Below are 22,772 nucleotides of genomic sequence, written 5' to 3'. Positions count from 1 at the left end.
GAGTGTGATCAGGATTCGGGAGAAAAAAGTAAGTGATCACAGTAAAGTCGCTGATGTGATTGCCCTTGCAACGGCTGATCTTAGATCAGTTTATCGGCGCTCTAGGGGAATAAGACCAGTCAATCAGACCAATGAGCGTGAACCAGAAATATTGGTAGCTATTATCGGTGAGGAGCTTGTTGGGACTGTTGAGTATTTTATAGGGTCTGATTCGATATATGTGCAGGGGCTTGCCGTTCATCCATTATGGCGGCGGTTTGGAGTTGCGAGGGCACTGATAAGTTCTGTTAAGGATATAGCGATTCAGCGTGAACGGTTAAAGCTTGTTTTGCACACCATTAAAGAAACTGGCAATCCCGCTGTTTTTGCAAAACTAGGGTTCATAGTTGTGGATGAGCTTCAGGCAGAAGGTTTTGAGGGGGTAGACGGCAAAGTAGTCACGAAAATTGAAATGGTTTGTGTATTGCGGGGCTCGTAATAAATCATGTTTTTGGATAGGGCGATAGTAGGACGGAATACCGCTATGTGTAGCGTTTCCACCCTACTTAAAATAACTACAACAGCGGAATGCTATAGCTCAAAATCACTCGGTTTTCGTCTAAGTCATTGCCACTTTTATTACTTCTAAAAGTGGCATTTCTCCACTTCAGTCCCAGATTTTTAGCAACACCTTCTTGCACCACGTAGCCAATGTCCATATCGCGCTCCCATTCAGTACCGTTGTCTGTGCCAGTAAGGCTGCGTTTAAAATCCCAGCCTTTGGCATAGCGGGTCATGAAACTAAGCCCCGGAATCCCCATACCCGCGAAATCGTAGTCATAACGAGCTTGCCAGGATTTTTCGTTGGGGTTAGCAAAGTCGTTAATTTGAACGAAGTTGACTAGATAGGGATTGGTACCCGCTAGGTAAGCAAAACCCGTATCTCCGGTCATTTTTTGCAGGCCAAGACCAAAGGCTTGATAGTCCACTCGGTAGGTGAACATACCTTGCATAGCGTGGTTATCTACGTTGGTGCGACCATCATCGCTGGATCTTGCATAGCGCACGTCTGTTTTTAAGAACCTGCCAGTCCCCAGGTCAAGGTTATGCAGCAGGGTGAAATAATTTTGGCGGTAGTTATCCTCTAAATTCGCATAATTATAAGAAACAGTTAAATTATCAAACCACTTATAACTAACACTAAAAAAATCAAACTGATCGTCAGGAGTTAGCCCCGTCATACCTTTATTAGTCAGAGTAATTTTTTCAGTGCTACTAGAGTTACGTTGTACATTGCGCGTTAAACGTCCCGTATTAAGGGTAAGCCCAGCAATTTCATTGGAAGTAATTTGGCCACCACGAAAAGTCTGGGGGAGAAGGCGCAAGTCACTGGAGGAGACCGTAGGCAAATCAGGTATTAAAGTGCCATAACGAAACGTCGTTTGGGAAAGGCGCATCTTTAAGGTAGCACCCAATTTGCCGTATTCATCAGGAACATCGCCGTTATTGTGCACGGGTAATAGACCTGTCCCACGTTCTCCACGCCCAGAATCCAGTTTCACACCCCAAAGTCCTAAGGCATCAATACCTAATCCCACTGGGCCTTCAGTAAATCCCGAGCTGTAACGCATGATAAAACCCTGTGCCCATTCGTCTTGCTTGGACTGACCTGCTGACCCTCCCGGTTGCCGGAAATCCCGATTGAAGTAAAAGTTCCTAAGCTCAAGAGATGTCTTAGAGTCTTCTAAAAATGCTGCTTGGCTTAATACAGGCGCTACAAGTAGAGCTAGAGAAAAGCTTCTTACAATCAGACTACGCATGGTTTAGTCATCTCCATCGGGCTAATTAACTGACTTAAACGCCCTGATTGACTGTGAGTATTTGTAACAAAAATACATAATTTGTTACAAATACTCAAGGCAATGAGATTGACTTTAGCGCTCAATCTAAAAAGTGCTTTTAAGGTGATACAAATAGAAACGAGAGGTACGGCAGTGATCTAAGGTCAAAGGTGCCAAGAAAAGACCAGAATGGTTTGGGAAAATCTTCATCCGCCTAAAAGGATCTCAATAAGATGCAAGATATTCTTAATATCCGTTCGCCCATACGACCTATGTAGGAGCAACGGCGTAATCAGAAGCGACTAGACTGTGGCCTCCTACAGGCTGTAGTAACTAGTACCGAGGCCCCTATGAGTTCTGACCGCATTCGGCTGGCATCTTTGCAGAGCAAAATAAAAAGCGCTGAAGAAGCCGCATCCTTGATCAAAGATGGTATGACTGTCGGCATGAGTGGTTTTACCCGTGCCGGTGAAGCCAAAGCTGTGCCTTTGGCTCTGGTTGAGCGCGCTAAGAAAGAGCCTGTTCACATCACTCTGATCACTGGTGCCAGCTTGGGTAACGATCTGGACAAGCTGATGACTGAAGCCGGTGTACTGGCTCGCCGTATGCCGTTCCAAGCCGATGCCACTCTGCGTAAAGCCATCAACGCTGGCAAGGTCATGTTTATTGACCAACACCTGTCCCACACTATGGAAATGATGCGTTGCGGCCAACTGAAAAAGCCGAACGTCACCATCGTGGAAGCGGTTGCCATCACCGAAGAAGGCTACATTGTTCCCAGTACCTCAGTAGGTAACTCGGCAAACTTGGTTGAATTTGCGGATGCAGTGATTGTTGAAATCAACAGCACCCACAGCACTAACCTAGAAGGTCTGCACGACATCTATGTCCCTGCTGCCCGTCCCGGTCGTGGCCCTATTCCACTCATCAACCCAGATGACCGCATCGGCACCCCTTACATCAAAGTCGATCCGGCTAAGATCGCGGCCATCGTGCTGTGCGACATCCCAGACTCTCCCTCTACTATTCTGCCGCCAGACGATGAAACCCAAGCCATCGCTGACCACCTGAAAGACTTCTTCCTCGCAGAAGTAGCCGCTGGCCGTTTGCCCAACAGCTTGGCCCCGCTGCAAGTAGGTATCGGTACTATCGCCAACGCAGTAACCAGTGGCTTTCTGAACTCTCCGTTTACGGATCTGGTTCAGTACTCCGAAGTGCTGCAAGACTCCACCTTCGAACTGATGGATGCCGGTAAGCTGAAGTTCGCTTCCGCCAGCTCCATGACTCTGTCTGAAGAGTGTGGTGCGCGCGTTTACGGCAACATCGAGAAGTACAAAGACAAGCTGGTTCTACGTCCTCAGGAAATCTCCAACCATCCTGAGCTGATTCGCCGTCTGGGCATCATCGGTATCAACACTGCGCTGGAATTCGACATCTACGGTAACGTCAACTCCACACACGTGGGTGGCACCAAGATGATGAACGGTATCGGTGGTTCCGGTGACTTCGCCCGTAACGCCCAAATCGGCATCTTCGTGACCAAGTCTCTAGCCAAAGACGGTGCGATCTCCAGCGTAGTGCCTATGGTCGGCCACGTTGACCACACCGAGCACGACGTTGACGTGGTAGTTACCGAGCAAGGTCTGGCTGACCTGCGTGGTCTGGCTCCTCGTGAGCGCGCCCGCCTGATCATCGACAAGTGCGTGCATCCTTCCTACCGTGATGCCATGAATGACTACTTCGAGCGCGCCTGTGCTCGTGGCGGCCAAACTCCGCACATTATTGAAGAAGCCCTATCTTGGCACGTGAACCTTGAGAAAAACGGTCACATGCTGAAGAAATAAGGCACTAGCATCCTGAGTTTTATCTACTCAGGGTGTGCTGATTTCAAAGGGATGACCTCGTGTCATCCCTTTTTTATGGGTGGTGCTTTTGTCTATAGCACTTCGGTTTGAGTAATCTTGTTCTTTAGCGGTAACCAACGAACAGAAAAGAGGCGGCTGTGTATAATCACGGCTCGCAATAGCGTCCCAGATAGGTTGAAAGAATAGACATGTCGCAGATTCCCGAACGCATTCTTGTCCAGGCGCATCTGGCTGCTCAGCAGCCTAGACTGTTGTCCCCAGAGCAGGAGGCTCAGTTGCGTCATGAAATAGCCCAAGAATTAGCCCGCCAAAAAGCTGTACTGGTAGCCCACTACTACACAGATCCGGTGATTCAGGCTTTAGCAGAGCAGACCGGCGGCTGTGTGGCTGACTCCCTAGAAATGGCCCGCTTTGGTAAAAATCACAAGGCTAGTACCCTGCTGGTAGCGGGGGTACGTTTTATGGGTGAGACAGCTAAGATCCTCAGCCCGGAAAAGCGCATTCTAATGCCAACTCTGGAGGCCACTTGCTCCTTGGACTTAGGTTGCCCCGTGGATGAGTTTTCCGCTTTTTGTGACCAACATCCTGACCGCACAGTAGTGGTTTATGCCAATACCTCAGCCGCTGTGAAGGCTAGAGCTGATTGGGTCGTGACCTCCAGCTGCGCCGTAGAGGTTGTAGAAAGCCTAATGGATAATGGCGAAAAAATCATTTGGGCTCCAGACCAGCACTTAGGCCGCTATGTTCAGCGCGAGACTGGGGCCGATATGTTGTTGTGGGACAGTGCTTGCATCGTTCACGAAGAGTTTAAAGCTAAGCAATTGGCGGACATGAAAGCCTTGTACCCTGAAGCGGCTGTATTAGTACACCCAGAGTCGCCAGAGTCGATAATTGAATTAGCCGATGCAGTGGGCTCTACCAGCCAACTGATAAAAGCAGCCCAGACCTTGCCCAATCCTTTATTCATCGTAGCTACGGATCGCGGCATCTTCTATAAAATGCAGCAACTCTGCCCCAATAAACAGTTTATTGAAGCACCTACCGCAGGACAGGGAGCTACATGCCGCAGTTGTGCCCATTGTCCTTGGATGGCGATGAATACCCTAGAGTCTGTGCTTCAGACCTTACGCACAGGGCAGAACGAGGTTTTTGTAGATCCTGCTCTAATTCCCCGAGCAATTAAGCCTTTGCAACGGATGCTGAACTTTACCCAGTCAGCCCGCTTGAAGTTAGCAGGTAACGCCTAGTAGTTCAGTAAATTTCCCCTGCTTAATACACACACAAGCAGGGGAGTCTGCCTTAAGCTTCAGAATCAATGGATAAACCTGACTGAGAAACTTCAGGAGTTGGGCAATCACGCTCTCCGCCATCAAGCTTTTGGTCGCTATCCAATAGGGTAACGCTGGGTTTTCCATGCCCATTCCAATGCAGCTTGACCATAAAAATACTGTCGAAGTCATCCCGTGACCAATGACCTACATTCAGATTAGAGTCGGCCTTAGTTTCCGACAGCAATTCATTGATTACATCAGGCAAATAACCTCTGGACCACGCGGTATAAATGGTCTTATCGCGGTATTTAGACTCAAGTATTTCATCCACAAAGTCATCGACCTCATCGGCCTCAAACTCAATGTTGATGGGCAATCCGAGGCGAATGGCTGTCGGTGCAATAGTCATTAAAGGACGAATATAATGGTAAGACTCATCTTTCGGGCCTTCTTCAACTTTGCGCGTGGGGTTTGCAGCAAAGATATAGTGCGCCGCTCCAAAACGCTCCGGCAGCATGTGTGACAGGCTGATGGCTCGATTGAGTCCTTGGCAGTTCAGTTGCCCCAAGCCCTCCGCTGGCTTTTCGGCATGACGCAAAAATACAAGGGTTTGAATGGATTGTTCTTGGGGAGCAGACTTTAAGACGTGAGCCTCACTCAATAAGGCAGCGCTTAAAAGCCCAGTGATACCACCAAGTGCTAATGCACATTTTTTTATGGAGGGCATAGATCTCAATCAATCTAGGGCTGGATACTGGATGATAATGGCTTAAGTAGTTAAATAGCGCCACAAGAAATGCAACAAATTATCAATTAGTGAGCTAGGTCTAAAATTTTAAAAAATGTGCTGAGGTTTAGGATGTTCAGCGGACACAAAGGCGGCTCAGGTATAATCCCTCTCTATTCCAGGCCTATCAGCGGAGCATGTGCATGTCCGGTAACTCCTTTGGCAAGCTGTTTACTGTCACCACGGCCGGCGAGAGTCATGGCCCAGCCCTAGTGGCCATCGTGGATGGTTGTCCACCGGGATTGCCCCTAAGTTCTGAAGATTTGCAACAGGATTTGGATCGTCGTAAACCCGGCACCAGCCGCCACACAACCCAACGTCAGGAAGAGGATGCCGTCGAAATTCTGTCCGGCGTTTTTGAAGGTAAAACCACAGGCTGTCCTATTGGGTTATTGATCCGCAATACTGATCAAAAATCTAAGGATTACTCCGCCATCAAGGACTTATTCCGTCCATCCCACGCGGATTACAGCTACCACCATAAATATGGAGTTCGGGATTATCGTGGTGGTGGGCGCAGCTCTGCACGAGAAACAGCCATGCGCGTGGCTGCTGGAGCTATTGCTAAAAAGTATTTGGCAACCCAAGGTATTAAAGTGCGGGGCTATATGAGCCAGCTTGGCCCCATTGAAATTCCCTTCCAAAGCTGGGAAAGCGTGGGACAAAATGCGTTCTTCTGCCCTGATCCTGCCAAGGTATTGGAGCTGGAAGCCTATATGGATGAACTACGCCGCGATCAAGACTCCGTAGGCGCTAAAATCACTGTAGTCGCTGAAGGTGTATTGCCTGGGTTGGGTGAGCCCATTTTTGACCGACTGGATGCCGATTTAGCCCACGCTTTGATGAGCATTAATGCGGTGAAAGGGGTGGAAATTGGTGATGGTTTTGCGGCTGTTTCCCAACGCTGTACCCAATACCGCGATGAACTAACGCCAGAGGGCTTTGTCTCCAACCATGCGGGCGGAATTTTGGGCGGTATTTCCTCGGGTCAACCTATTGTGGCTCATTTGGCTTTAAAGCCTACACCCAGTATCACCACGCCCGGTCGTTCTATTGATGTACATGGCAATCCGGTGGAGGTGGTGACTAAAGGTCGTCATGATCCTTGTGTTGGCATTCGTGCCACGCCCATCGCTGAAGCGATGATGGCCTTAGTGTTAATGGATCACTTACTGCGCCATAGAGCCCAAAATGCTGAAGTACGCGTAACCACCCCCGTACTGCCGCAATTGTGACTGACTGTGCTTTAGTAGCCGGAGCCTTGTAGTAATGACTGCGGCCTTACCCTACTGGCGGCTGTCCAGTTTTTACTTTTTCTATTTCGCCCTGCTGGGAGGTACTGCACCTTTCTTTGGGCTGTATTTTGCCCATTTAGGGTTCTCGGCGGAACGCATTGGCGAGCTAGTAGCCATCCCAATGCTTATGCGTTGCGTGGCACCCAATTTATGGGGTTGGCTGGGCGATATTACGGGGCAACGGCTGCTTATCGTGCGTCTAGGGGCTTTAGCTACCCTGTTGGCTTTCCTGCTGATTTTTGTTGATCAGAATTATGGCTGGCTTGTCATGGTCATGGCGCTGCATGCTTTTTTTTGGCATGCCGTGCTCCCTCAATTTGAGGTCATCACCCTAGCGCATTTACGAGACCGAGCCTCAGGATACAGCCGCATACGACTGTGGGGCAGCATTGGTTTTATTGTGGCCGTGGTGGGGTTGGGCGGACTTTTTGAACATCTGAGTCTGGATGCTTGGCCTGTGGCCATAGTGCTTATTATGAGCGGCATTGTTTTGGCCAGTCTTTGGGTACCTAATGCACGGCCTGTAACGCCTAAAGTCCAATACTCTAGCGACAGTTTTTGGCAGCAACTCCAACAACCCAGCTTGTTAGCTTTTTACCTATGTGCCGGATTGATGCAGTTATCCCACGGGCCTTATTACACCTTTTTAAGCCTTTATCTGGAGTCGTTGGGTTATAGCCGAACCGCTGTGGGCTTACTGTGGTCATTAGGAGTCATTGCAGAAATTGTGCTGTTTTGGGTCATGTCTAGCGTATTGGAGCGCTTTAGTTTGCGTCAGATCCTACTGGCTAGCTTTGTATTGGCTACTGTACGGTGGCTGCTGTTAGGGTCGTCTGCCGCTGATAACTTGCTGTGGCTTCTGGTTATTCAGATACTCCATGCTGCTACGTTTGGCAGTTTCCATATTGCAGCAGTACATTTTATACAGCATCGCGTGGGAGCTAAATACCAAGGTCAAGGCCAAGCCTTTTATGCCTCTGTATCGGGTATAGGAGGGGCCCTGGGGGCACTCTACGCGGGTTATAGTTGGAATACCCTCGGGCCTGCGGTGACTTTTGCTCTTGCAGCGCTGGCAACCTTGATTGCAGCCGTTATCATGTGGGCCCGATTGCAGGAGGAGCCAGCATGACAGCCACACGCGAGCACTTATCTCAAACCATCATTGAGGCAGGGCGTTTTCTATATGGACGGGGTTGGTCACCGGCCACCAGTAGCAACTACTCCGCACGCTTAACCAGTTCAGAAGTGCTGCTCACCGTATCGGGTAAGCATAAAGGACAGCTAACTACCGAAGATTTGCTGGCCGTAGATATGGACGGGAACAGCCTAGAGCCCGGTAAAAAGCCTTCCGCAGAAACAGGACTTCATCTGCAAATTTACCGTTGGCAGCCCGAAGTAGGAGCCGTATTACATACCCATTCCGTGGGTGCAACGGTGTTATCCCGCCTAACCTTGAGCGACTCCTTGGTGTTTGCAGATTACGAGCTACAAAAGGCATTCACCGGTATTACCACCCATGAATCCCAAGTCTGCGTCCCGATTTTTGATAACGATCAGAATATCGAGCGCTTAGCAGCTAAAGTTCAACCTTGGCTTGAAAACCATTCAGAATGCGTAGGCTACCTCATTCGCGGACATGGTCTTTACACTTGGGGCGCTAAGATGAACGACGTTTTACGCCAAGTGGAAGCTTTTGAGTTCTTATTTGAGTGCGAGCTAAAACTAAAAGCCGTACAGCCCCGCTAATTCCTGATTGATGCCTGTTTTGAGGAGAATGTATGACCATTTTAGCCGTGTATCGTGCGGATGCGCCTTTACAGCCCATCAAGCTTTTGACCCATGCAGAAGACATCAGTGCGACCTTGGCAACCACAGGTATTGGTTATGAGCGCTGGCCTGCTGAACGTCGTTTGGTGGCAGGTACTCCGGCTGAGGAAGTCATTGCTGCCTTTCAAACCCAGATTGATCGTTTGAAAACAGAACGCGGTTACATTACGGTCGATGTGATCAGCATGGATCGTAAGCACCCACAAAAGGATGAGTTGCGCGATAAATTTTTGATGGAGCACACCCACGGCGAAGATGAAGTACGTTTCTTCGTAGCAGGTCGTGGCCTGTTTTCCGTACATATTAATGAATACGTTTATTGCATTCTCTGCGAGCGTAACGACCTGATTTCAGTACCCGCAGGAACCCGCCACTGGTTTGATATGGGCGAACATCCAGAATTCATTGCCATCCGCCTGTTCAATAACCCTGAAGGCTGGGTAGCTCAGTACACGGGCGACCCTATTGCAGATAATTTTCCTCGACTGGAGGATTTGGTGTGACCCTCAAGGCCATCCTCACCGATATTGAAGGTACTACCAGTGCGGTCAGCTTTGTATTTGATGTACTTTTTCCCTATGCCCGTGCTCATCTACCAGATTTTGTTCGCACCCATGCTGAGCAACCTGAAGTAGCCCTACAGTTAGAAGCTGTACGGCAGGAAACGGGTGAGACACAAGCAGATGTGGAACATGTCATCAGCATTCTGCTGGACTGGATTGAGGCTGACCGTAAAGCAACACCCTTGAAAGTGCTGCAAGGTATGGTTTGGCAGCAGGGTTATGAGGCGGGCCAACTAAAGGGCCACGTATACCCCGATGCAGTAAGGGCATTAAGGCGTTGGAAAACTGCGGGTTATAGCTTGTATGTTTACTCCTCCGGCTCCATCCAAGCGCAAAAATTGATTTTTGGTTACGCTGAAGTCGGTGACTTAACGCCGTTATTTTCGGGGTATTTTGATACCACCAGCGGCGGAAAACGCGACACTACCTCTTATCAAGGGATTGCTAAAGCCATAGGGTTTGCGGCGAGTGAAATTTTGTTTCTTTCTGATATTAAAGAAGAACTTGATGCCGCTCGGCAAGCCGGTATGCAGACCATAGGTCTAGCCCGACAAGGTGGCATCTTAGAAGGACACACAACCGTAGCGGATTTTGAGGCGATCAATCTCTAGCTCTTATACCCGTATACTGGGTAAGTAGTAGCTGCTTACCCATTTGCATTTAGGTCTTGAAGTGATCCAGAGCATATTTGATTAAAGCGGATGTACTCTCCAGTTTTAACTTACGTCTGATGCTCAAGCGATGGGTTTCCACAGTACGCACGCTGATGTTGAGATCACGAGCAATGGTTTTATTATCCAGCCCCTTAGCCAAACTGTGCAAAATATCCGTTTCACGTGGGGTTAAAGGGTCAGACTGGGCGGAGCGCTCTGCCAGCTTGCGGGCGATTTCAGTGCTGTAAAAACTGCCTCCCGCTGCTACAGCCTCAATAGCTGCTACGATTTCGCGAGCAGAAGCATCTTTAAGCACATAGCCGCAGGCACCCGCCCGAATAGAGGTGCGCACGTATTCGTCATTATTGTACATACTTAAAATTAAGATCCGAATTCCCGGATATTGCTGACAGAGCTGGCGGGTTAACTCCAAACCATTGGTATCTTTAAGACCGATATCCATCAGAATCAGGTCGGGGCAGAGTTGGTCACGCATCAGCTTGAGTGCACTGGCTCCGTCTTCAGCCTCACCCACAATTTCAATTTGCGGCATGACACTGAGTAAAGCCCGCAAACCATCCCGAACTAGAGCATGGTCATCAATCAGTGCCAGACGGATAGGGGACGCAGAGGTCATGCTTATTATTCTAGGCCGCTTCGTGAAGAGGCAATACTACACGGATCTGTGTCCCTTTCGCATTGGACGATAGCTCAAAGCGCCCGCTAAGGTGTTCCACTCGATCCCGGATATTGCGCAGTCCAATGCCCTCTTGACCCTGTTCCAGAGCCTTTGGATTAAAACCTATTCCGTTGTCTTCTACGATAAGCTGTATGCCTTCATCAACGCACGATAGGTTCAATATGACCTGATCTGCTTGGGCATGCCGTTCAATGTTGGTCAGTGCTTCTTGGACAATGCGAAATAGAGCGACGGCTAAGGTATTGGGAAGCAAGATGCTACCCAGATCATTGGTGTAATCTAGGCTGAGTTTGCAGCGCTGCTCAAACTCACTCGTGAGTTGTCCGATGGCTGCGGCTAAGCCAAGGGTATCCAATAGAGAAGGGTGTAAATCGTGGGATATTCGACGTATTTCCCCAATGGCCTCACCCAGTTGTTGAATAGCACGGTTCAGACTGATCTGTCCTGCAGGTGCTCCCGTTTCTAATTGATGGCTGGCCAACTCAAACTGAAACTTTATGGATACCAAAAGTTGGCTAATGCCATCATGTAATTCTCGGGAAACCCGTGAGCGCTCTTCTTCTTGTAAATTTAGTAAGCGGCGATTTAGGGTCTGTAATTTAGTATCGGCCAGTCGATGCTCCCGGACGTTTAATGCTAAACCTGCAATAAAAACCAGTAATACCGCGACTAAAACAATGCTGGTAATTGCCACCATCGTAGTATGAATTCCAGTGGTCACTTCAGTACGCACTTGCTGTAAAGCCTGATCCACGTCCTCTAAATACAGCCCAATCCCCAATAGCCAACCCCAAGGTTCTAACATCACTACATAGGCCAGCTTATCGGTGGTTTGTTGGGTCGAGGGTTTCAGCCAACGATAGCGTTGAAAGCCATCGCCCTGAGTAGCGGCGGACACCAAAGCTTGTACGATGGGAAAGCCATCGGCATCGGTCATATCCCAGAGGCTCTTACCCACCAAATCAGGCTGGCGGGGGTGCATTAAATTGCGCCCCTGTTTGTCGTATACAAAAAAGTAGTTGTCCTTACCGAAATCGAGACGGGCAAGCGCGGCCAACGTCTGTTGATGCAAAGTCTCTTGGGGCAGTTTTAGATTATTGCGCATGGGCTCTATAACCCTCAGAGCCAGAGCCACATAATTCTTAAGTTCCGCTCGTTTGCTGGACAAAATGGCAGACTCCAGCAAAGCAGCTTGTTGCTCTCCAAGACGTTGGTTTTGAGTCAGAACAAGAACACAAATAAGAGTAACCGCCAATAACAAAGGCGTTACGCTAAGAGCGACGATTTTGTGCTTAAGTTGCATGTTTATGCTGGTATCGAACCTGAACCTTGAGGGGCTTGACTATTGTTTCCAGCGTATGATCATAGGTAATGTAATTGTCTCTATCCATATGTTCTATAATCCCGCACATGCTACTGAACCTAGAGTGTATACCGATGTGATATGGACAGAGCAAATTATCCGGCAAAATGCCACAATCTCTGCTATATCCAAGAACGAGCTCTAGCATGAAACCTCTGATTATTGATCGCACTCAGGATGAATACTTCATGCGACGAGCATTAGAGCAAGCTCGACAAGGTGCTAGCTTAGGAGAGGTTCCGGTTGGGGCGGTCTTAGTTCAGGCAGGAGCGGTGATTGGAGAGGGCTTCAACTGTCCCATTTCGACGCAAGACCCCAGTGCCCATGCTGAAATGATAGCCATCCGAGCCGCCGCCCAACACTGTGCCAATTATCGGCTACCAGGCACTGTCCTCTACGTTACCTTAGAACCCTGCAGCATGTGTGCAGGACTTATTGTGCATGCGCGCATCCAGCGTGTGGTTTATGGGGCTGCTGAACCAAGGGCAGGGGCGGTTGTCAGTCAGGGCCAATTTTTTAGCCAAAACTTCCTTAACCATAGAGTGATTTTAGAGGGCGGGTTATTGGCTGAGGAAAGCGGCGCTTTATTGAGTCAATTTTTCCAACAGCGCCGCAAAAATAAAGCTACTTCTTAGTGTGGTACTAAAAACTCCAGTAAAGCTTTTTGCACGTGCAAACGGTTCTCTGCTTGTGTCCAAACGACAGAGCGCGGATCCTCATCAATCAAGGTGTCACTGATTTCTTCACCGCGATGGGCGGGTAAGCAGTGCATAAACAAAACATCTGGATGCGCCAAATCCAACAGTTCGGCATTGACTTGATAGGGAGCAAAGAGCGCCAAACGTGACTTTTGCTCTTCCTCTTGCCCCATGGAAACCCAAACATCAGTACTGACTAAATGAGCTCCTGCAACAGCTTGTTTAGGGTCAGTCATCAAGTGAACCCGATCACCTGCTTTAGCCATTAAAGCCGCATTGGGGCCATAGCCGTCAGGGCAGGCAATATTCAACTGAAAACCAAACTGTATTGCCGCTTCGATGTAGGTGTTACACATATTATTCCCATCACCGACCCATGCCACTGTTTTGGAGGTAATGTCACCGCGTAACTCGTAAAACGTCTGCATATCCGCTAAGACTTGGCAGGGATGCAGATCATCCGATAGCCCATTAATGACGGGAACCTGAGCGTGGGCTGCAAAGGTGGTGAGTGTTGAATGTGAAAAGGTACGGATCATCACCGCGTCTAGCATGCTCGACATCACAATAGCAGTATCAGCTAAGGGTTCTCCGCGCCCCAATTGACTGTCACGGGGAGACAAGAAAATAGCTTGGCCGCCTAACTGAATCATTCCCGCCTCGAAGGAAAGACGGGTTCTTGTCGAAGCTTTTTCGAAAATCATCCCAAGGATGCGATTTTTGAGCGGCTCAAATAAGTCGCCTCGTTTGCGCAGTTCCTTCAGCTCGATGCCGCGACGGATCAGGGTATTTAGCTCCTGGGGTGTGCAGTCCATCAGAGAAAGAAAGTGTCTGACGCTCATTCTTTGAATACCTTGTTAATGGCCGCCAACTGAGGTCATCTCTTGAGTAAGTAAGAAAAAACCAGCCAATCGACAAAGTAGGTCGTTTGGTAAGCAATTGGACGGAAAACTCCGATCTTATCGGGAAATACTTCTAAGGTGCAAATACCCGCTTTGTGCCATGCTGAATTACTGAATTTTAAGTGCTCCATGTTAGGGCTTTCGCTACAATCCAAGCATTCATCCCAGTGCTGATAGAGGTTGTCATGGAAATTATTGAAACCATTAAAGATCAAATTGCTAAAAATCCAGTGCTGCTGTACATGAAAGGATCGCCTAATGCCCCCCAATGCGGTTTCTCTGCTCGGGCGGCCAAGATACTGGTGGAATGTGACGCTCGTTTTGCTTATGTAGATATTCTGCAAAATCCAGACATTCGCGCTGCTTTGCCTACCTATGCTAACTGGCCTACCTTTCCGCAACTTTGGGTTGATGGCGAATTAGTGGGTGGTAGCGATATTATGTTGGAGCTCTTTGAAAAAGGTGAGTTACAACCGCTTATTAAAGCTGCTGTCGAAAAATCAGTATAAGTGCGGATTTTGCTTTGTTAATAAGCGATAAAAAAAGAAGCCCTAATAACTAGGGCTTCTTTTTATCCTTATATGGGCAGCAAAGGTTTAGATTTAATCAGCGCTTTCCATTTGTGACTGCAGGTAATTCTCAATGCCAATTTTATCAATAAGGCTTAGTTGAGTTTCCAACCAATCAACATGCTCTTCTTCTGACTCTAGGATATCTTCCAGTAGCTCGCGAGTAGCGTAGTCACTAACCGATTCACAGTAGGCGATAGCAGTGCGTAAATCTGGAATAGCCTTGTTTTCTAAGGCTAAATCGCACTCTAGCATTTCTTTGGTGTTTTCACCGATCAAGAGCTTGCCTAACTCTTGCAGATTGGGTAGTCCCTCAAGAAACAAAATACGCTTAACGATTTTGTCAGCGTGTTTCATTTCATCAATGGATTCTTTGTATTCGTGTTTTCCTAGCTTCTCAAGTCCCCAATCTTCATACATACGGGCATGTAAAAAGTATTGATTGATTGCAATCAGTTCATTAGCAAGAACTTTATTTAAATGTTGGATGACTTGCTTGTCGCCTTTCATGTTCTATCTGCCTGATAGGGTAAAGATACCCTAAAGTCTGGCCAGTTCAATAACAACTGTCAAACCCTTATTGAAGGCAATTAAACCCTATACACCCGTAATCTAAAACGGGTGTATTCGCATTTCTAGGCTTACTACTCGATATTTATTTAGTAACTAGCTTCAAGCTGCGGGGCAGCTCGCCGGACAATTGTTAGTAACCGCTTGTGCAGAACAACCGTTGTTTAGGGTTTCATGAACCAAAGCTTTGGCAGCACAGGCGCATTTGCCACACTGTGTTGCTACCCCAAGGGTGACGCGTACGTCTCTAAAGCTGTAACAGCCGTCCGTAATGGCTTCACGGATTTGCCCATCAGTAATACCATGACACAAACAGACATACATCTCAGCTACTCCGAACGCTTGCCTGATGTCGAAGATAATACCAATGATAATTATTGTCAAAGCCCCTTTATCAGTCTTGCGCGAAAAACCCCGTACTTCTAATACGGGGATGGATAGCGCGGGAGGCGAGGCCTCCCTAAAGTGGCTTTAATTCAGTTAGCAGTGACTTATGAAACAGACCAAGACCCTCAAAGTTCGGGTTCGAGATAAGCATGCTGCGCTCCTGCAACAGATGGCTCGGAGTGTGAACTGTGTCTGGAACTACCTGAACGAACTCAGCGCCCGATCCATTCGGGAGCGGGGTCGGTTTTTGTCTGCTTTTGACCTGCATCCTTACACCAAAGGCGCGAACAAAGAATTGGGGTTGCACTCTCAAACGCTGCAAGAAATCACCCGCGAATACGTCACACGCCGTAAGCAGTTTAAAAAGTCTCGCCTGAATTGGCGCAAATCGGGCGGGGTTCGGCGTTCACTGGGCTGGATACCGATCAATACCGGCGCGGCACGCTGGAAGAACGGGCAGGTCTACCACAACGGCCATTACTTCAAAGTGTGGGACTCCTATGGCCTGAGCCAGTACTCTTTTCGTTCAGGCAGTTTTAACGAAGATGCCCGAGGCCGCTGGTATTTCAATGTGGTGGTTGAAGTAGAGGCTGTTGTTCCAGCGGGTCAGGACAAAATTGGGATTGATCTGGGCTTAAAAGATACGGCTACCTGTTCCGATGGTACAAAATTGGAAGCGGGCCGTTTCTATCGTGACTTAGAGCCCAAGCTAGCCATTGCCCAACGCGCCAGAAATAAAAAGCGCGTGAAGGCGATCCACGTCAAAATCGCCAACCGACGTAAAGATGCATTACACAAATTCACGCGGCAACTGGTGAACCGTGCCGGTGCAATCTACGTTGGTAATGTGAAATCTTCCTCACTCACTCAAACCAAGATGGCCAAATCCGTACTGGATGCGGGATGGGGCCTGCTCAAAACCATGTTGGAATACAAGTGCGCGGGCGCAGGCATTGTTTTTAAAGCAGTGAACGAGGCGTACACCACCCAAACCTGCTCGAATTGTGGCGCATTGCCCGATTCAAGGCCGAAAGGTATCGCAGGGCTTGGAATAAGAGAATGGACATGCAGTGCCTGTGGTGTCAGGCACGACCGCGATATCAACGCGGCTAAGAACATGCTTGCGGTCGGGCATGGCCGTCCAGTAGTGGGAATCCCCGTCCTTTAGGGCGGGGAGGATGTCAACGCTTTCATCTTAAGTATCAGAACAATGAGGGTAAGGAGCCGAGCCGCACGGATTCTACTCCATGCGGCAACTGAGCTGTTTAGCGGCGGCGAAACAGCGGTAGAGGATTGTCTGCGGCCCCTTGATAAGCAAGGCTAAAGTCTTTTAGACCTGCCAACGCAGCCTGTGGGTCACGATCTGGACGAACAGCAAAGGCATCAAAGCCGCAACGCTGCATATAAAACAACTGATCGCGCAGCACGTCACCAATGGCCCGAATTTCACCTTGATAACCGTAGCGCTCCCGCAGCAAACGTGCTGTGGAGTAGTGGCGACCATCGGTAAAGGCAGGGAAGTTTAAGGCAATCACTTGAAATAAGGTTAAATCTTCCTGTATCGCTTCGATTTCTTCGTCACTGTCCAACCAAACGCCTAAACCACCATCGCGAGCCTTTAGGGCATGGCTATGCTCTAACCACAAACCCAGAGGGATGATGATGTCATCGCTGTTAGGTAAGTGTTCGAGCGTGGCTTCTTTAGGTAACAGATGCCAAGACTCTGGTACTAACGCACCGTCCTTAATGATCTGCTGCATAGACGCGCTCCTTGAAGGGGTCAATGCCGATGCGGCGGTAGGTGTCAATGAAGCGCTCCTCTTCTATACGCTGATCCAAATAGACCTGAATGATTTTACTGATCACTTCAGGCATTTCATCCTGAGCAAAGGATGGGCCTAGGATGTCCCCTAAGCTGGCATTGCGCTCTGAGTTACCACCCAAGCAGACTTGGTAAAACTCAGCGCCTTTTTTATCGACGCCTAGAATGCCGATATGCCCTACGTGGTGATGACCACAAGCATTCATGCAGCCGGAGATATTCAGATCCAAGTCGCCAATATCGAACAGATAGTCCAAATCATCAAAGCGCTGCTGAATAGCCTGAGCCACCGGGATGGATTTAGCATTGGCCAAAGAGCAGTAATCCCCGCCGGGGCAGCAGATGATGTTGGTCAGCAAGCCAATATTGGGGGTTGCTAACTCAAGGGCTTTAAGCTCTTGCCATAAAGTCAGCAACTGAGCCTGCTCTACATCTGCCAGAATCATGTTCTGATTGTGGCTGTTACGCACCTCGCCAAAACTGTAGCGATCGGCTAATCCGGCGATGGCATCCAGTTGCTCATGGGTGACATCACCTGGAGCGCGCGTGTTGGTTTTTAGCGACAGGGTGAGGGCTGCGTATCCCGGCTTTTTATGCAGCATGACGTTACGGGAGCGCCATTGGGCAAAGTCAGGATATTGCGCATCCAGAGCGCTAAAATCCTCATCAGCCAACACTTTATAATCAGGATCGATGAAGTGCTGGGCAACACGCTCTACTTCAGCCTCAGTCAGCGTCAGAGGCCCATCTTTTAGGTGAGCCCATTCGGCATCTACGCGCTCTGCAAAGACTTCGGGCGTTAAGGCTTTAACCAGAATCTTAATCCGGGCTTTGTACTTGTTATCACGGCGACCTAAACGGTTATAAACCCGTAGTACAGCCTCCAGATAGCTGAGTAAATGTTGCCAAGGCAGGTTTTCTTTAATCAGGCTACCAACGATGGGAGTACGACCTAAGCCTCCACCAATAATCACTTGGAACGCGGTTTGGCCAGCAGAGTCCTTAACGACTTCTAGGCCAATGTCATGCACCTCAATCGCCGCCCGGTCTTGCTGAGCGCCATTAACCGCAATTTTGAATTTACGCGGTAGGTAGGCGAACTCAGGGTGCAGAGTAGTCCACTGACGAATAATTTCACACCAAGGGCGCGGATCAACCAGCTCATCACGGGCAACCCCGGCAAACTGATCCGAGGTGGTATTACGCAAACAGTTACCGCTGGTCTGAATAGCATGCATCTGTACTTTGGCTAGCTCCGCCAAAATATCAGGAACGTCCTCTAGCTTAGGCCAGTTGAATTGGACGTTTTGACGTGTACTGATGTGGGCGTAGCCTTTATCGTAATCACGGGCGATTTTGGCCAGTACGCGCACCTGAGCTGAGGACAAAAGTCCATAAGGAACCGCTACCCGCAGCATAGGGGCATGGCGCTGTACATAAAGGCCGTTTTGGAGGCGTAGAGGGCGAAACTCTTCTTCTGGCAGCTCACCGGCTAGGTAACGGCGAGTCTGATCACGGAATTGTTGGACGCGCTCATCTACGATTTTTTGGTCGTACTGGTCGTATTGATACATGAATGATCCTGTCTTAACGTCATCCCAGTCTTAATAAAGGTAGGGAGTGCTGCGTTTTCTGACACACGAGCGACTAAATTGCTTAACAAAATGGGCCAGAATACTTGAAAAGATATCAGGTAACTCTTATAAGAAAAAGAAATATTTATTTATAAATAATTCGTTTTTTTGAATAAAAAGAAAGGATTAACGATTAGTTGATATTTAAATGAGGATTGAGGCAGCCTTAGGTACTACACTAAAGTGGGTATGTATTCTCAAGGGTAACGGTCATACCCGGCTTCATGCACTAGGCGTGGTTAACTTATTGCGATTGGCTTAGGTAAAATATTTTTGATTTATATCAGGCTTTGATACGGGCTAAGTTGATTTAGTTGCAAAGACTAAATTAGAAATAGAATAGGATAATTAAAAGGAGTTTACTATGTTTTATAAGCTAAGCCACTTATCTATGGGGCAAATAAAAAGCATTATTTCTTTATCCAAATCCATTAGAGCTGGACGTTCAGAGGGTGCCGATTTCACCAGTCATGACCTGTATAATTATTTTGATGTAACTCCCGAAGAAATTGCATTTACTGAGGAAATTGACAGTCTATCTAAAGCTCAAAAGCAGGAGTTATTAGTCCTAATTGCTTTAGGACGTTCTGAGATTCACTCAGCCAATGAAGTGCAACATTTACTGTCTGTTTTGGAAACAGAAACAGAGCGTAATTTAAATATGAAGCTGCTCTCTACAGCAAAAACGATGCGGATTTATTTAGAGCGTAGTATTGCTCACCCAGTACACCATCGATGCGCGCAGGCAGATGTAGAGCTAATGGTTTAAACACCTTGTGAGTTTTTGTGAGCAAAAAGGCCCCGAATTTGATTGGGGCTTTTCAGGATTACAGCCAAGATTAGAGTAGACTAAGGGTTTTTACGGGACTCTAAATATGGCTTTACAAGCAACACCTTATAAAGTGGATTGCAATTTAACTGATATGGATCGTGGAGTTTACGAGCATTTACGTTTTACTCTGGCACGACATCCTTCGGAAACAGAAGAGCGCCTAGGTACTCGTCTAATTGCCTATGCGTTATGGTACAGCGAGTTGCTTAAATTTGGTCGGGGACTTTCTGATGTAGACGAAGCCGCCGTATGGGAAAAAAGCTTGGATGATCGCATTCTGCACTGGATCGAAGTAGGGCAGCCAGATGCTGATCGTTTACAGTGGTGCTCTCGTCGCACCGAGCGACTTAGCTTACTGATGTATGGTTCTACTCGTGTTTGGCAAGATCGGGTTTTACCCAACGTTAAGACCCTGAAAAATCTTTCGGTGGCCGCATTGGATGTGGAGGCACTGGCTAAGCTGACACAGAACCTGCCTCGTAGTATCCAATGGGACATCATGTTGAGTGATGGAACACTCTTTGTAACCGATGAACAGGGGCAACACGAAATCCCTTTGCATTGGCTGCTCGGTGCGCGTTACTAGTCTCAGGTTTTGCTTGATAAGCTCTCTAAACTCTTCTCATTTTTCTAAAAAATCCTATGTGTTATGCGTATTAGCCTGCGTGATGTGCCTCATCCCTTACCCAATCTTGGCGATATTCCTCCTTTATTGACTCGACTCTATGCCGCTCGGGGCGTTCAGAGCGCGATAGAGTTAGATCGTAGTTTAAGCCGATTATTGCCCTATCAATGGCTAAAAGGAATTGAGCCTGCAGTTCAGTTACTGGTTGAGGCTTTAGCGCAAAAGCAGCGCATCTTATTCATTGGGGATTTTGATGCGGATGGGGCAACGGCCAGTGCAGTAGGGGTCTTAGGGCTGCGTAGCTTGGGAGCGGCCCATGTCGATTATTTGGTTCCCAACCGCTTTGAATACGGTTATGGCTTAACTCCAGAAATTGTCCAAGTAGCTTTAGAGCGGCAGCCTGACTTACTGATCACAGTAGATAACGGAATTTCCAGCTTTGAAGGCGTTGAGGCAGCGCAAGCTGCTGGCATTAAGGTGCTAATCACCGATCACCATGTGCCGGGAGCACAAATACCTCAGGCCGATGCACTGGTTAATCCAAACCAGCAGGGGTGTGATTTCCCTAGCAAGTGCATTGCCGGAGTGGGAGTGATTTTTTATGTGCTCTTGGCCCTTAGAGCTCAGTTGCGCAAGCTGGGTTGGTTTCAACAACGCTCTGAACCCAACTTAGCAGAGCTCTTGGATTTAGTCGCTTTAGGCAGTGTTGCCGACGTGGTTCCCTTGGATGCCAATAACCGCATTTTGGTACATCAAGGCTTAGCCCGCATGAAAGCAGGGCGATTGCGGCCTGGTATTCAAGCCATTCTTGAAGTGGCTGGACGGGATTATCAGCGTCTTACGGCTACCGATCTGGGGTTTATTGTTGGCCCGCGTTTGAACGCAGCCGGTCGTCTCGACGATATCTCCCTGGGCATTGAATGCCTGTTGTGTGAGGATTTACATCAAGCACGTTTAATAGCCACGCAATTGGAGCAGCTTAACCGAGAGCGCAAAACGATCGAACAGGGTATGCAGCAAGAAGCGCTGAACCAAATGCAGGAGCTTTCACTGGAACATTTACCTCTCGGGCTTTGCTTATTTGATCCTCATTGGCATCAGGGTGTGATTGGGATCTTGGCTTCACGCCTTAAAGAGCGTTACCACCGGCCTGTCATTGCCTTTGCGACAGCCAATGAGGGGCTAGTAAAGGGGTCGGCGCGCTCTGTATCAGGGCTGCATATCCGTGATGCGATTGATGCCATTGCTACGCGCCATCCGGGGTTAATTCGCCATTTCGGAGGACATGCGATGGCCGCCGGTCTTTCTTTAGCGGCCGAGCATCTGTCTGAGTTTACGCAAGCCTTTGATCAAGAAGTCCGTCGACACTTAACAGAACAAGACTTAGGCGGGCATCTGTACTCGGATGGCGACTTAAAACCCCATGAGTTCAACCTCGATTTAGCCAAAACACTACGTAGCGCAGGGCCTTGGGGACAGCATTTCCCAGAACCTGTGTTTCACGGTACCTTTCAGATTATGGAGCAACGCCCCATTGGTGAGCGTCATTTAAAACTTTTGTTAGCCACCGAGTGTGGCCAAGCGCAGATTGAGGGCATCGCCTTCAATGTTGATCGCCTCCACTGGCCAGCGCCCAAGGTGAATAAGGTGCGCTTGGCCTATCAGTTGGACGTTAATCTGTTTAGAGGTCGTGAAACCCTGCAATTAGTGATCAGCTATTTAGAAGCTTTAGACGGATTCAACGACGCAAGTAGGTGCTGAAATCTATATCACTGGCCGACAAAATAGCCTGTACGCGATTATGCACATTGAGCTTGCGTAAGATGGCCGATACATGAGCCTTCACCGTTGTTTCAGCGATGTCCAAATTGTACGCGATTTGCTTATTGGACTCGCCACGGGTCATGCGCTCAAGCACCAACAACTGCTTGCGGGTCAGGGCTTGCAGTAGCTCAGGGGCAATAGAGGAGCTCTCAGCAGCCGTCTTACGCCCTGAAGGGTTTGTAGTACGGATAATGTCTGAGGGCAGGTAAACGTTACCCTTTAAAATTTGCTCAATCGCCTCAATCATTTGCCGGCGCGGGGAAGACTTAGTGATAAAACCCACGGCACCACAGGATATGGCCTGTAACACAATCTGTTTGTCCTGTTCTGCCGAAATGATGACCACAGGAATTGTCGGGGCTTCGTTGCGCAGACTGATTAATCCATTTAGTCCATGCATACCCGGCATATTCAGATCCAAAAGAATCAGATCTAAATCTTCGTGTTCAGGTGTTAAGGCAAAGCTGAGGGTATCCTCTAAATTAGAGGTTTCCAGAATATCCACTTGAGAAAAGCCATCACAAATCACGTTGTGAATGGCTTCACGAAAGAGGGGGTGATCATCCGCGATCAAAATCTTATACAAAATTGTATTCCTCATTCTTGTTGTTTATTGGCTGAGCAAGGTTAAAGCAAGAAGCTACTGTATTCTCCATGAGTATAAGTTTCTATATCAAGCAACCTAGAGAGCTTGTCGAAAGATCAAGCCATCCATAGATCTTAAGAATTTCCAGGTTCTCAGCTTGGAAGCCATACTGGGTTTGG

General features: G+C 48.4%; 24 protein-coding genes. 14 read left to right on the top strand and 10 right to left on the bottom strand.

What is annotated here, in order from left to right:
- The first annotated feature begins 4 nt into the window (after nt 1–4).
- Nucleotides 5–478, top strand: a complete 474-nt coding sequence (locus LX59_RS09050; protein WP_170234358.1) for a GNAT family N-acetyltransferase — start codon at nt 5–7, stop codon at nt 476–478.
- A gap of 76 nt (nt 479–554) precedes the next feature.
- Here LX59_RS09050 and LX59_RS09045 read toward each other — a convergent pair whose 3' ends face one another.
- Complete coding sequence (locus LX59_RS09045; protein WP_144571540.1) at nt 555–1,799, bottom strand: OprD family porin; 1,245 nt, start codon at nt 1,797–1,799, stop codon at nt 555–557.
- A gap of 371 nt (nt 1,800–2,170) precedes the next feature.
- On the opposite strand from LX59_RS09045, the gene scpC reads away from it, so the two are divergent.
- Together scpC and nadA are read left to right on the top strand one after the other, a co-directional pair.
- Nucleotides 2,171–3,664 carry a succinyl-CoA:acetate CoA-transferase ScpC gene (gene scpC / locus LX59_RS09040; RefSeq protein ID WP_144571539.1) on the top strand — a complete coding sequence of 498 codons (1,494 nt, stop codon included), beginning with the start codon at nt 2,171–2,173 and terminating at the stop codon, nt 3,662–3,664.
- A gap of 209 nt (nt 3,665–3,873) precedes the next feature.
- Nucleotides 3,874–4,932: a quinolinate synthase NadA gene (nadA, locus tag LX59_RS09035; protein ID WP_144571538.1), complete on the top strand. Its 1,059-nt coding sequence runs from the start codon at nt 3,874–3,876 to the stop codon at nt 4,930–4,932.
- Nucleotides 4,933–4,984: 52 nt separating this feature from the next.
- Here nadA and LX59_RS09030 read toward each other — a convergent pair whose 3' ends face one another.
- Nucleotides 4,985–5,617 carry a histidine phosphatase family protein gene (locus tag LX59_RS09030; protein WP_144571537.1) on the bottom strand — a complete coding sequence of 211 codons (633 nt, stop codon included), beginning with the start codon at nt 5,615–5,617 and terminating at the stop codon, nt 4,985–4,987.
- Between the two features lie 269 nt (nt 5,618–5,886).
- On the opposite strand from LX59_RS09030, the gene aroC reads away from it, so the two are divergent.
- Genes aroC through mtnC form a run of 5 tightly spaced genes read left to right on the top strand, consistent with a single transcriptional unit; the run spans nt 5,887 to nt 10,039 of the window.
- A complete protein-coding gene (gene aroC / locus LX59_RS09025) occupies nt 5,887–6,978 on the top strand; it encodes a chorismate synthase (RefSeq protein WP_144571536.1) in 1,092 nt (363 codons plus the stop codon).
- A gap of 34 nt (nt 6,979–7,012) precedes the next feature.
- Nucleotides 7,013–8,167, top strand: a complete 1,155-nt coding sequence (locus LX59_RS09020; protein ID WP_144571535.1) for an MFS transporter — start codon at nt 7,013–7,015, stop codon at nt 8,165–8,167.
- Nucleotides 8,164–8,784, top strand: coding sequence for a methylthioribulose 1-phosphate dehydratase (locus LX59_RS09015; protein WP_144571534.1), 621 nt, complete (start codon nt 8,164–8,166; stop codon nt 8,782–8,784). Before LX59_RS09020 ends, LX59_RS09015 begins: the two co-directional genes overlap by 4 nt.
- A 32-nt stretch (nt 8,785–8,816) precedes the next feature.
- Nucleotides 8,817–9,368, top strand: a complete 552-nt coding sequence (locus tag LX59_RS09010; RefSeq protein ID WP_144571533.1) for a 1,2-dihydroxy-3-keto-5-methylthiopentene dioxygenase — start codon at nt 8,817–8,819, stop codon at nt 9,366–9,368.
- Nucleotides 9,365–10,039, top strand: a complete 675-nt coding sequence (mtnC, locus tag LX59_RS09005) for an acireductone synthase (protein WP_144571532.1) — start codon at nt 9,365–9,367, stop codon at nt 10,037–10,039. Before LX59_RS09010 ends, mtnC begins: the two co-directional genes overlap by 4 nt.
- A gap of 49 nt (nt 10,040–10,088) precedes the next feature.
- Here the strand turns inward: mtnC and LX59_RS09000 are convergent, their stop codons facing one another.
- Complete coding sequence (locus tag LX59_RS09000; protein ID WP_144571531.1) at nt 10,089–10,718, bottom strand: response regulator; 630 nt, start codon at nt 10,716–10,718, stop codon at nt 10,089–10,091.
- A gap of 10 nt (nt 10,719–10,728) precedes the next feature.
- Nucleotides 10,729–12,084 carry a cache domain-containing protein gene (locus LX59_RS08995; RefSeq protein WP_144571530.1) on the bottom strand — a complete coding sequence of 452 codons (1,356 nt, stop codon included), beginning with the start codon at nt 12,082–12,084 and terminating at the stop codon, nt 10,729–10,731.
- Nucleotides 12,085–12,290: 206 nt separating this feature from the next.
- On the opposite strand from LX59_RS08995, the gene tadA reads away from it, so the two are divergent.
- The gene (tadA, locus tag LX59_RS08990) at nt 12,291–12,779 is read left to right on the top strand and encodes a tRNA adenosine(34) deaminase TadA (RefSeq protein ID WP_144571529.1); all 489 of its coding nucleotides are present in this window, start codon (nt 12,291–12,293) and stop codon (nt 12,777–12,779) included.
- Here the strand turns inward: tadA and argF are convergent.
- Nucleotides 12,776–13,684 carry an ornithine carbamoyltransferase gene (gene argF / locus LX59_RS08985; protein ID WP_144571528.1) on the bottom strand — a complete coding sequence of 303 codons (909 nt, stop codon included), beginning with the start codon at nt 13,682–13,684 and terminating at the stop codon, nt 12,776–12,778. The genes tadA and argF overlap by 4 nt on opposite strands.
- 245 nt (nt 13,685–13,929) lie before the next feature.
- Here argF and grxD point away from each other — a divergent pair, with 245 nt between their 5' ends.
- Nucleotides 13,930–14,253 (top strand): Grx4 family monothiol glutaredoxin, encoded by a 324-nt coding sequence (gene grxD / locus LX59_RS08980; protein WP_144571527.1) that lies wholly within the window; start codon nt 13,930–13,932, stop codon nt 14,251–14,253.
- A 93-nt stretch (nt 14,254–14,346) separates the two neighbouring features.
- On the opposite strand, the gene bfr is transcribed toward grxD, so the two are convergent.
- Both bfr and LX59_RS08970 read right to left on the bottom strand, forming a co-directional pair.
- On the bottom strand, nt 14,347–14,823 hold the full coding sequence (gene bfr / locus LX59_RS08975; RefSeq protein ID WP_144571526.1) for a bacterioferritin: 477 nt from the start codon (nt 14,821–14,823) through the stop codon (nt 14,347–14,349).
- Nucleotides 14,824–14,985: 162 nt separating this feature from the next.
- A complete protein-coding gene (locus LX59_RS08970) occupies nt 14,986–15,207 on the bottom strand; it encodes a bacterioferritin-associated ferredoxin (RefSeq protein ID WP_144571525.1) in 222 nt (73 codons plus the stop codon).
- 169 nt (nt 15,208–15,376) lie between these two features.
- Between LX59_RS08970 and LX59_RS08965 the strand changes: the two genes are divergently transcribed.
- A complete protein-coding gene (locus LX59_RS08965) occupies nt 15,377–16,438 on the top strand; it encodes an RNA-guided endonuclease InsQ/TnpB family protein (protein WP_144571524.1) in 1,062 nt (353 codons plus the stop codon).
- A gap of 97 nt (nt 16,439–16,535) precedes the next feature.
- On the opposite strand, the gene LX59_RS08960 is transcribed toward LX59_RS08965, so the two are convergent.
- Both LX59_RS08960 and LX59_RS08955 read right to left on the bottom strand, forming a co-directional pair.
- On the bottom strand, nt 16,536–17,030 hold the full coding sequence (locus LX59_RS08960; protein WP_144571523.1) for a DUF934 domain-containing protein: 495 nt from the start codon (nt 17,028–17,030) through the stop codon (nt 16,536–16,538).
- On the bottom strand, nt 17,014–18,666 hold the full coding sequence (locus LX59_RS08955; protein WP_144571522.1) for a nitrite/sulfite reductase: 1,653 nt from the start codon (nt 18,664–18,666) through the stop codon (nt 17,014–17,016). The genes LX59_RS08960 and LX59_RS08955 overlap by 17 nt, the downstream gene beginning before the upstream one ends.
- A gap of 424 nt (nt 18,667–19,090) precedes the next feature.
- On the opposite strand from LX59_RS08955, the gene LX59_RS08950 reads away from it, so the two are divergent.
- From LX59_RS08950 to recJ, 3 genes are all read left to right on the top strand, one after another.
- Entirely contained in the window at nt 19,091–19,495 is a 405-nt protein-coding gene (locus tag LX59_RS08950) for a hypothetical protein (RefSeq protein ID WP_144571521.1), read from the top strand.
- Between the two features lie 106 nt (nt 19,496–19,601).
- A complete protein-coding gene (locus LX59_RS08945) occupies nt 19,602–20,144 on the top strand; it encodes a YaeQ family protein (RefSeq protein WP_144571520.1) in 543 nt (180 codons plus the stop codon).
- A 63-nt stretch (nt 20,145–20,207) separates the two neighbouring features.
- Nucleotides 20,208–21,944 carry a single-stranded-DNA-specific exonuclease RecJ gene (gene recJ, locus LX59_RS08940; RefSeq protein WP_144571519.1) on the top strand — a complete coding sequence of 579 codons (1,737 nt, stop codon included), beginning with the start codon at nt 20,208–20,210 and terminating at the stop codon, nt 21,942–21,944.
- Here recJ and LX59_RS08935 read toward each other — a convergent pair.
- Nucleotides 21,922–22,593: a response regulator gene (locus tag LX59_RS08935; protein ID WP_144571518.1), complete on the bottom strand. Its 672-nt coding sequence runs from the start codon at nt 22,591–22,593 to the stop codon at nt 21,922–21,924. The two genes, recJ and LX59_RS08935, sit on opposite strands and share 23 nt — an antisense overlap.
- Between the last annotated feature and the right edge of the window lie 179 nt (nt 22,594–22,772).

The organism is Azomonas agilis, from assembly GCF_007830255.1.
GTDB lineage: Bacteria > Pseudomonadota > Gammaproteobacteria > Pseudomonadales > Pseudomonadaceae > Azomonas > Azomonas agilis.
Note: the sequence above shows the minus strand (reverse complement) of the source record. Positions and strands in the feature narration are given on the sequence as shown.

Excerpts from the sequence above, each read along its gene's own strand:
- LX59_RS09045 (WP_144571540.1), bottom strand. The coding sequence starts at position 1,799 with ATGCGTAGTCTGATTGTAAGAAGCTTTTCTCTAGCTCTACTTGTAGCG.
- scpC (WP_144571539.1), top strand. The coding sequence starts at position 2,171 with ATGAGTTCTGACCGCATTCGGCTGGCATCTTTGCAGAGCAAAATAAAA.
- nadA (WP_144571538.1), top strand. The coding sequence starts at position 3,874 with ATGTCGCAGATTCCCGAACGCATTCTTGTCCAGGCGCATCTGGCTGCT.
- aroC (WP_144571536.1), top strand. The coding sequence starts at position 5,887 with ATGTCCGGTAACTCCTTTGGCAAGCTGTTTACTGTCACCACGGCCGGC.
- LX59_RS09020 (WP_144571535.1), top strand. The coding sequence starts at position 7,013 with ATGACTGCGGCCTTACCCTACTGGCGGCTGTCCAGTTTTTACTTTTTC.
- LX59_RS09015 (WP_144571534.1), top strand. The coding sequence starts at position 8,164 with ATGACAGCCACACGCGAGCACTTATCTCAAACCATCATTGAGGCAGGG.
- LX59_RS09010 (WP_144571533.1), top strand. The coding sequence starts at position 8,817 with ATGACCATTTTAGCCGTGTATCGTGCGGATGCGCCTTTACAGCCCATC.
- LX59_RS09000 (WP_144571531.1), bottom strand. The coding sequence starts at position 10,718 with ATGACCTCTGCGTCCCCTATCCGTCTGGCACTGATTGATGACCATGCT.
- LX59_RS08995 (WP_144571530.1), bottom strand. The coding sequence starts at position 12,084 with ATGCAACTTAAGCACAAAATCGTCGCTCTTAGCGTAACGCCTTTGTTA.
- tadA (WP_144571529.1), top strand. The coding sequence starts at position 12,291 with ATGAAACCTCTGATTATTGATCGCACTCAGGATGAATACTTCATGCGA.
- argF (WP_144571528.1), bottom strand. The coding sequence starts at position 13,684 with ATGAGCGTCAGACACTTTCTTTCTCTGATGGACTGCACACCCCAGGAG.
- grxD (WP_144571527.1), top strand. The coding sequence starts at position 13,930 with ATGGAAATTATTGAAACCATTAAAGATCAAATTGCTAAAAATCCAGTG.
- bfr (WP_144571526.1), bottom strand. The coding sequence starts at position 14,823 with ATGAAAGGCGACAAGCAAGTCATCCAACATTTAAATAAAGTTCTTGCT.
- LX59_RS08970 (WP_144571525.1), bottom strand. The coding sequence starts at position 15,207 with ATGTATGTCTGTTTGTGTCATGGTATTACTGATGGGCAAATCCGTGAA.
- LX59_RS08965 (WP_144571524.1), top strand. The coding sequence starts at position 15,377 with ATGAAACAGACCAAGACCCTCAAAGTTCGGGTTCGAGATAAGCATGCT.
- LX59_RS08960 (WP_144571523.1), bottom strand. The coding sequence starts at position 17,030 with ATGCAGCAGATCATTAAGGACGGTGCGTTAGTACCAGAGTCTTGGCAT.
- LX59_RS08955 (WP_144571522.1), bottom strand. The coding sequence starts at position 18,666 with ATGTATCAATACGACCAGTACGACCAAAAAATCGTAGATGAGCGCGTC.
- LX59_RS08950 (WP_144571521.1), top strand. The coding sequence starts at position 19,091 with ATGTTTTATAAGCTAAGCCACTTATCTATGGGGCAAATAAAAAGCATT.
- LX59_RS08945 (WP_144571520.1), top strand. The coding sequence starts at position 19,602 with ATGGCTTTACAAGCAACACCTTATAAAGTGGATTGCAATTTAACTGAT.
- recJ (WP_144571519.1), top strand. The coding sequence starts at position 20,208 with ATGCGTATTAGCCTGCGTGATGTGCCTCATCCCTTACCCAATCTTGGC.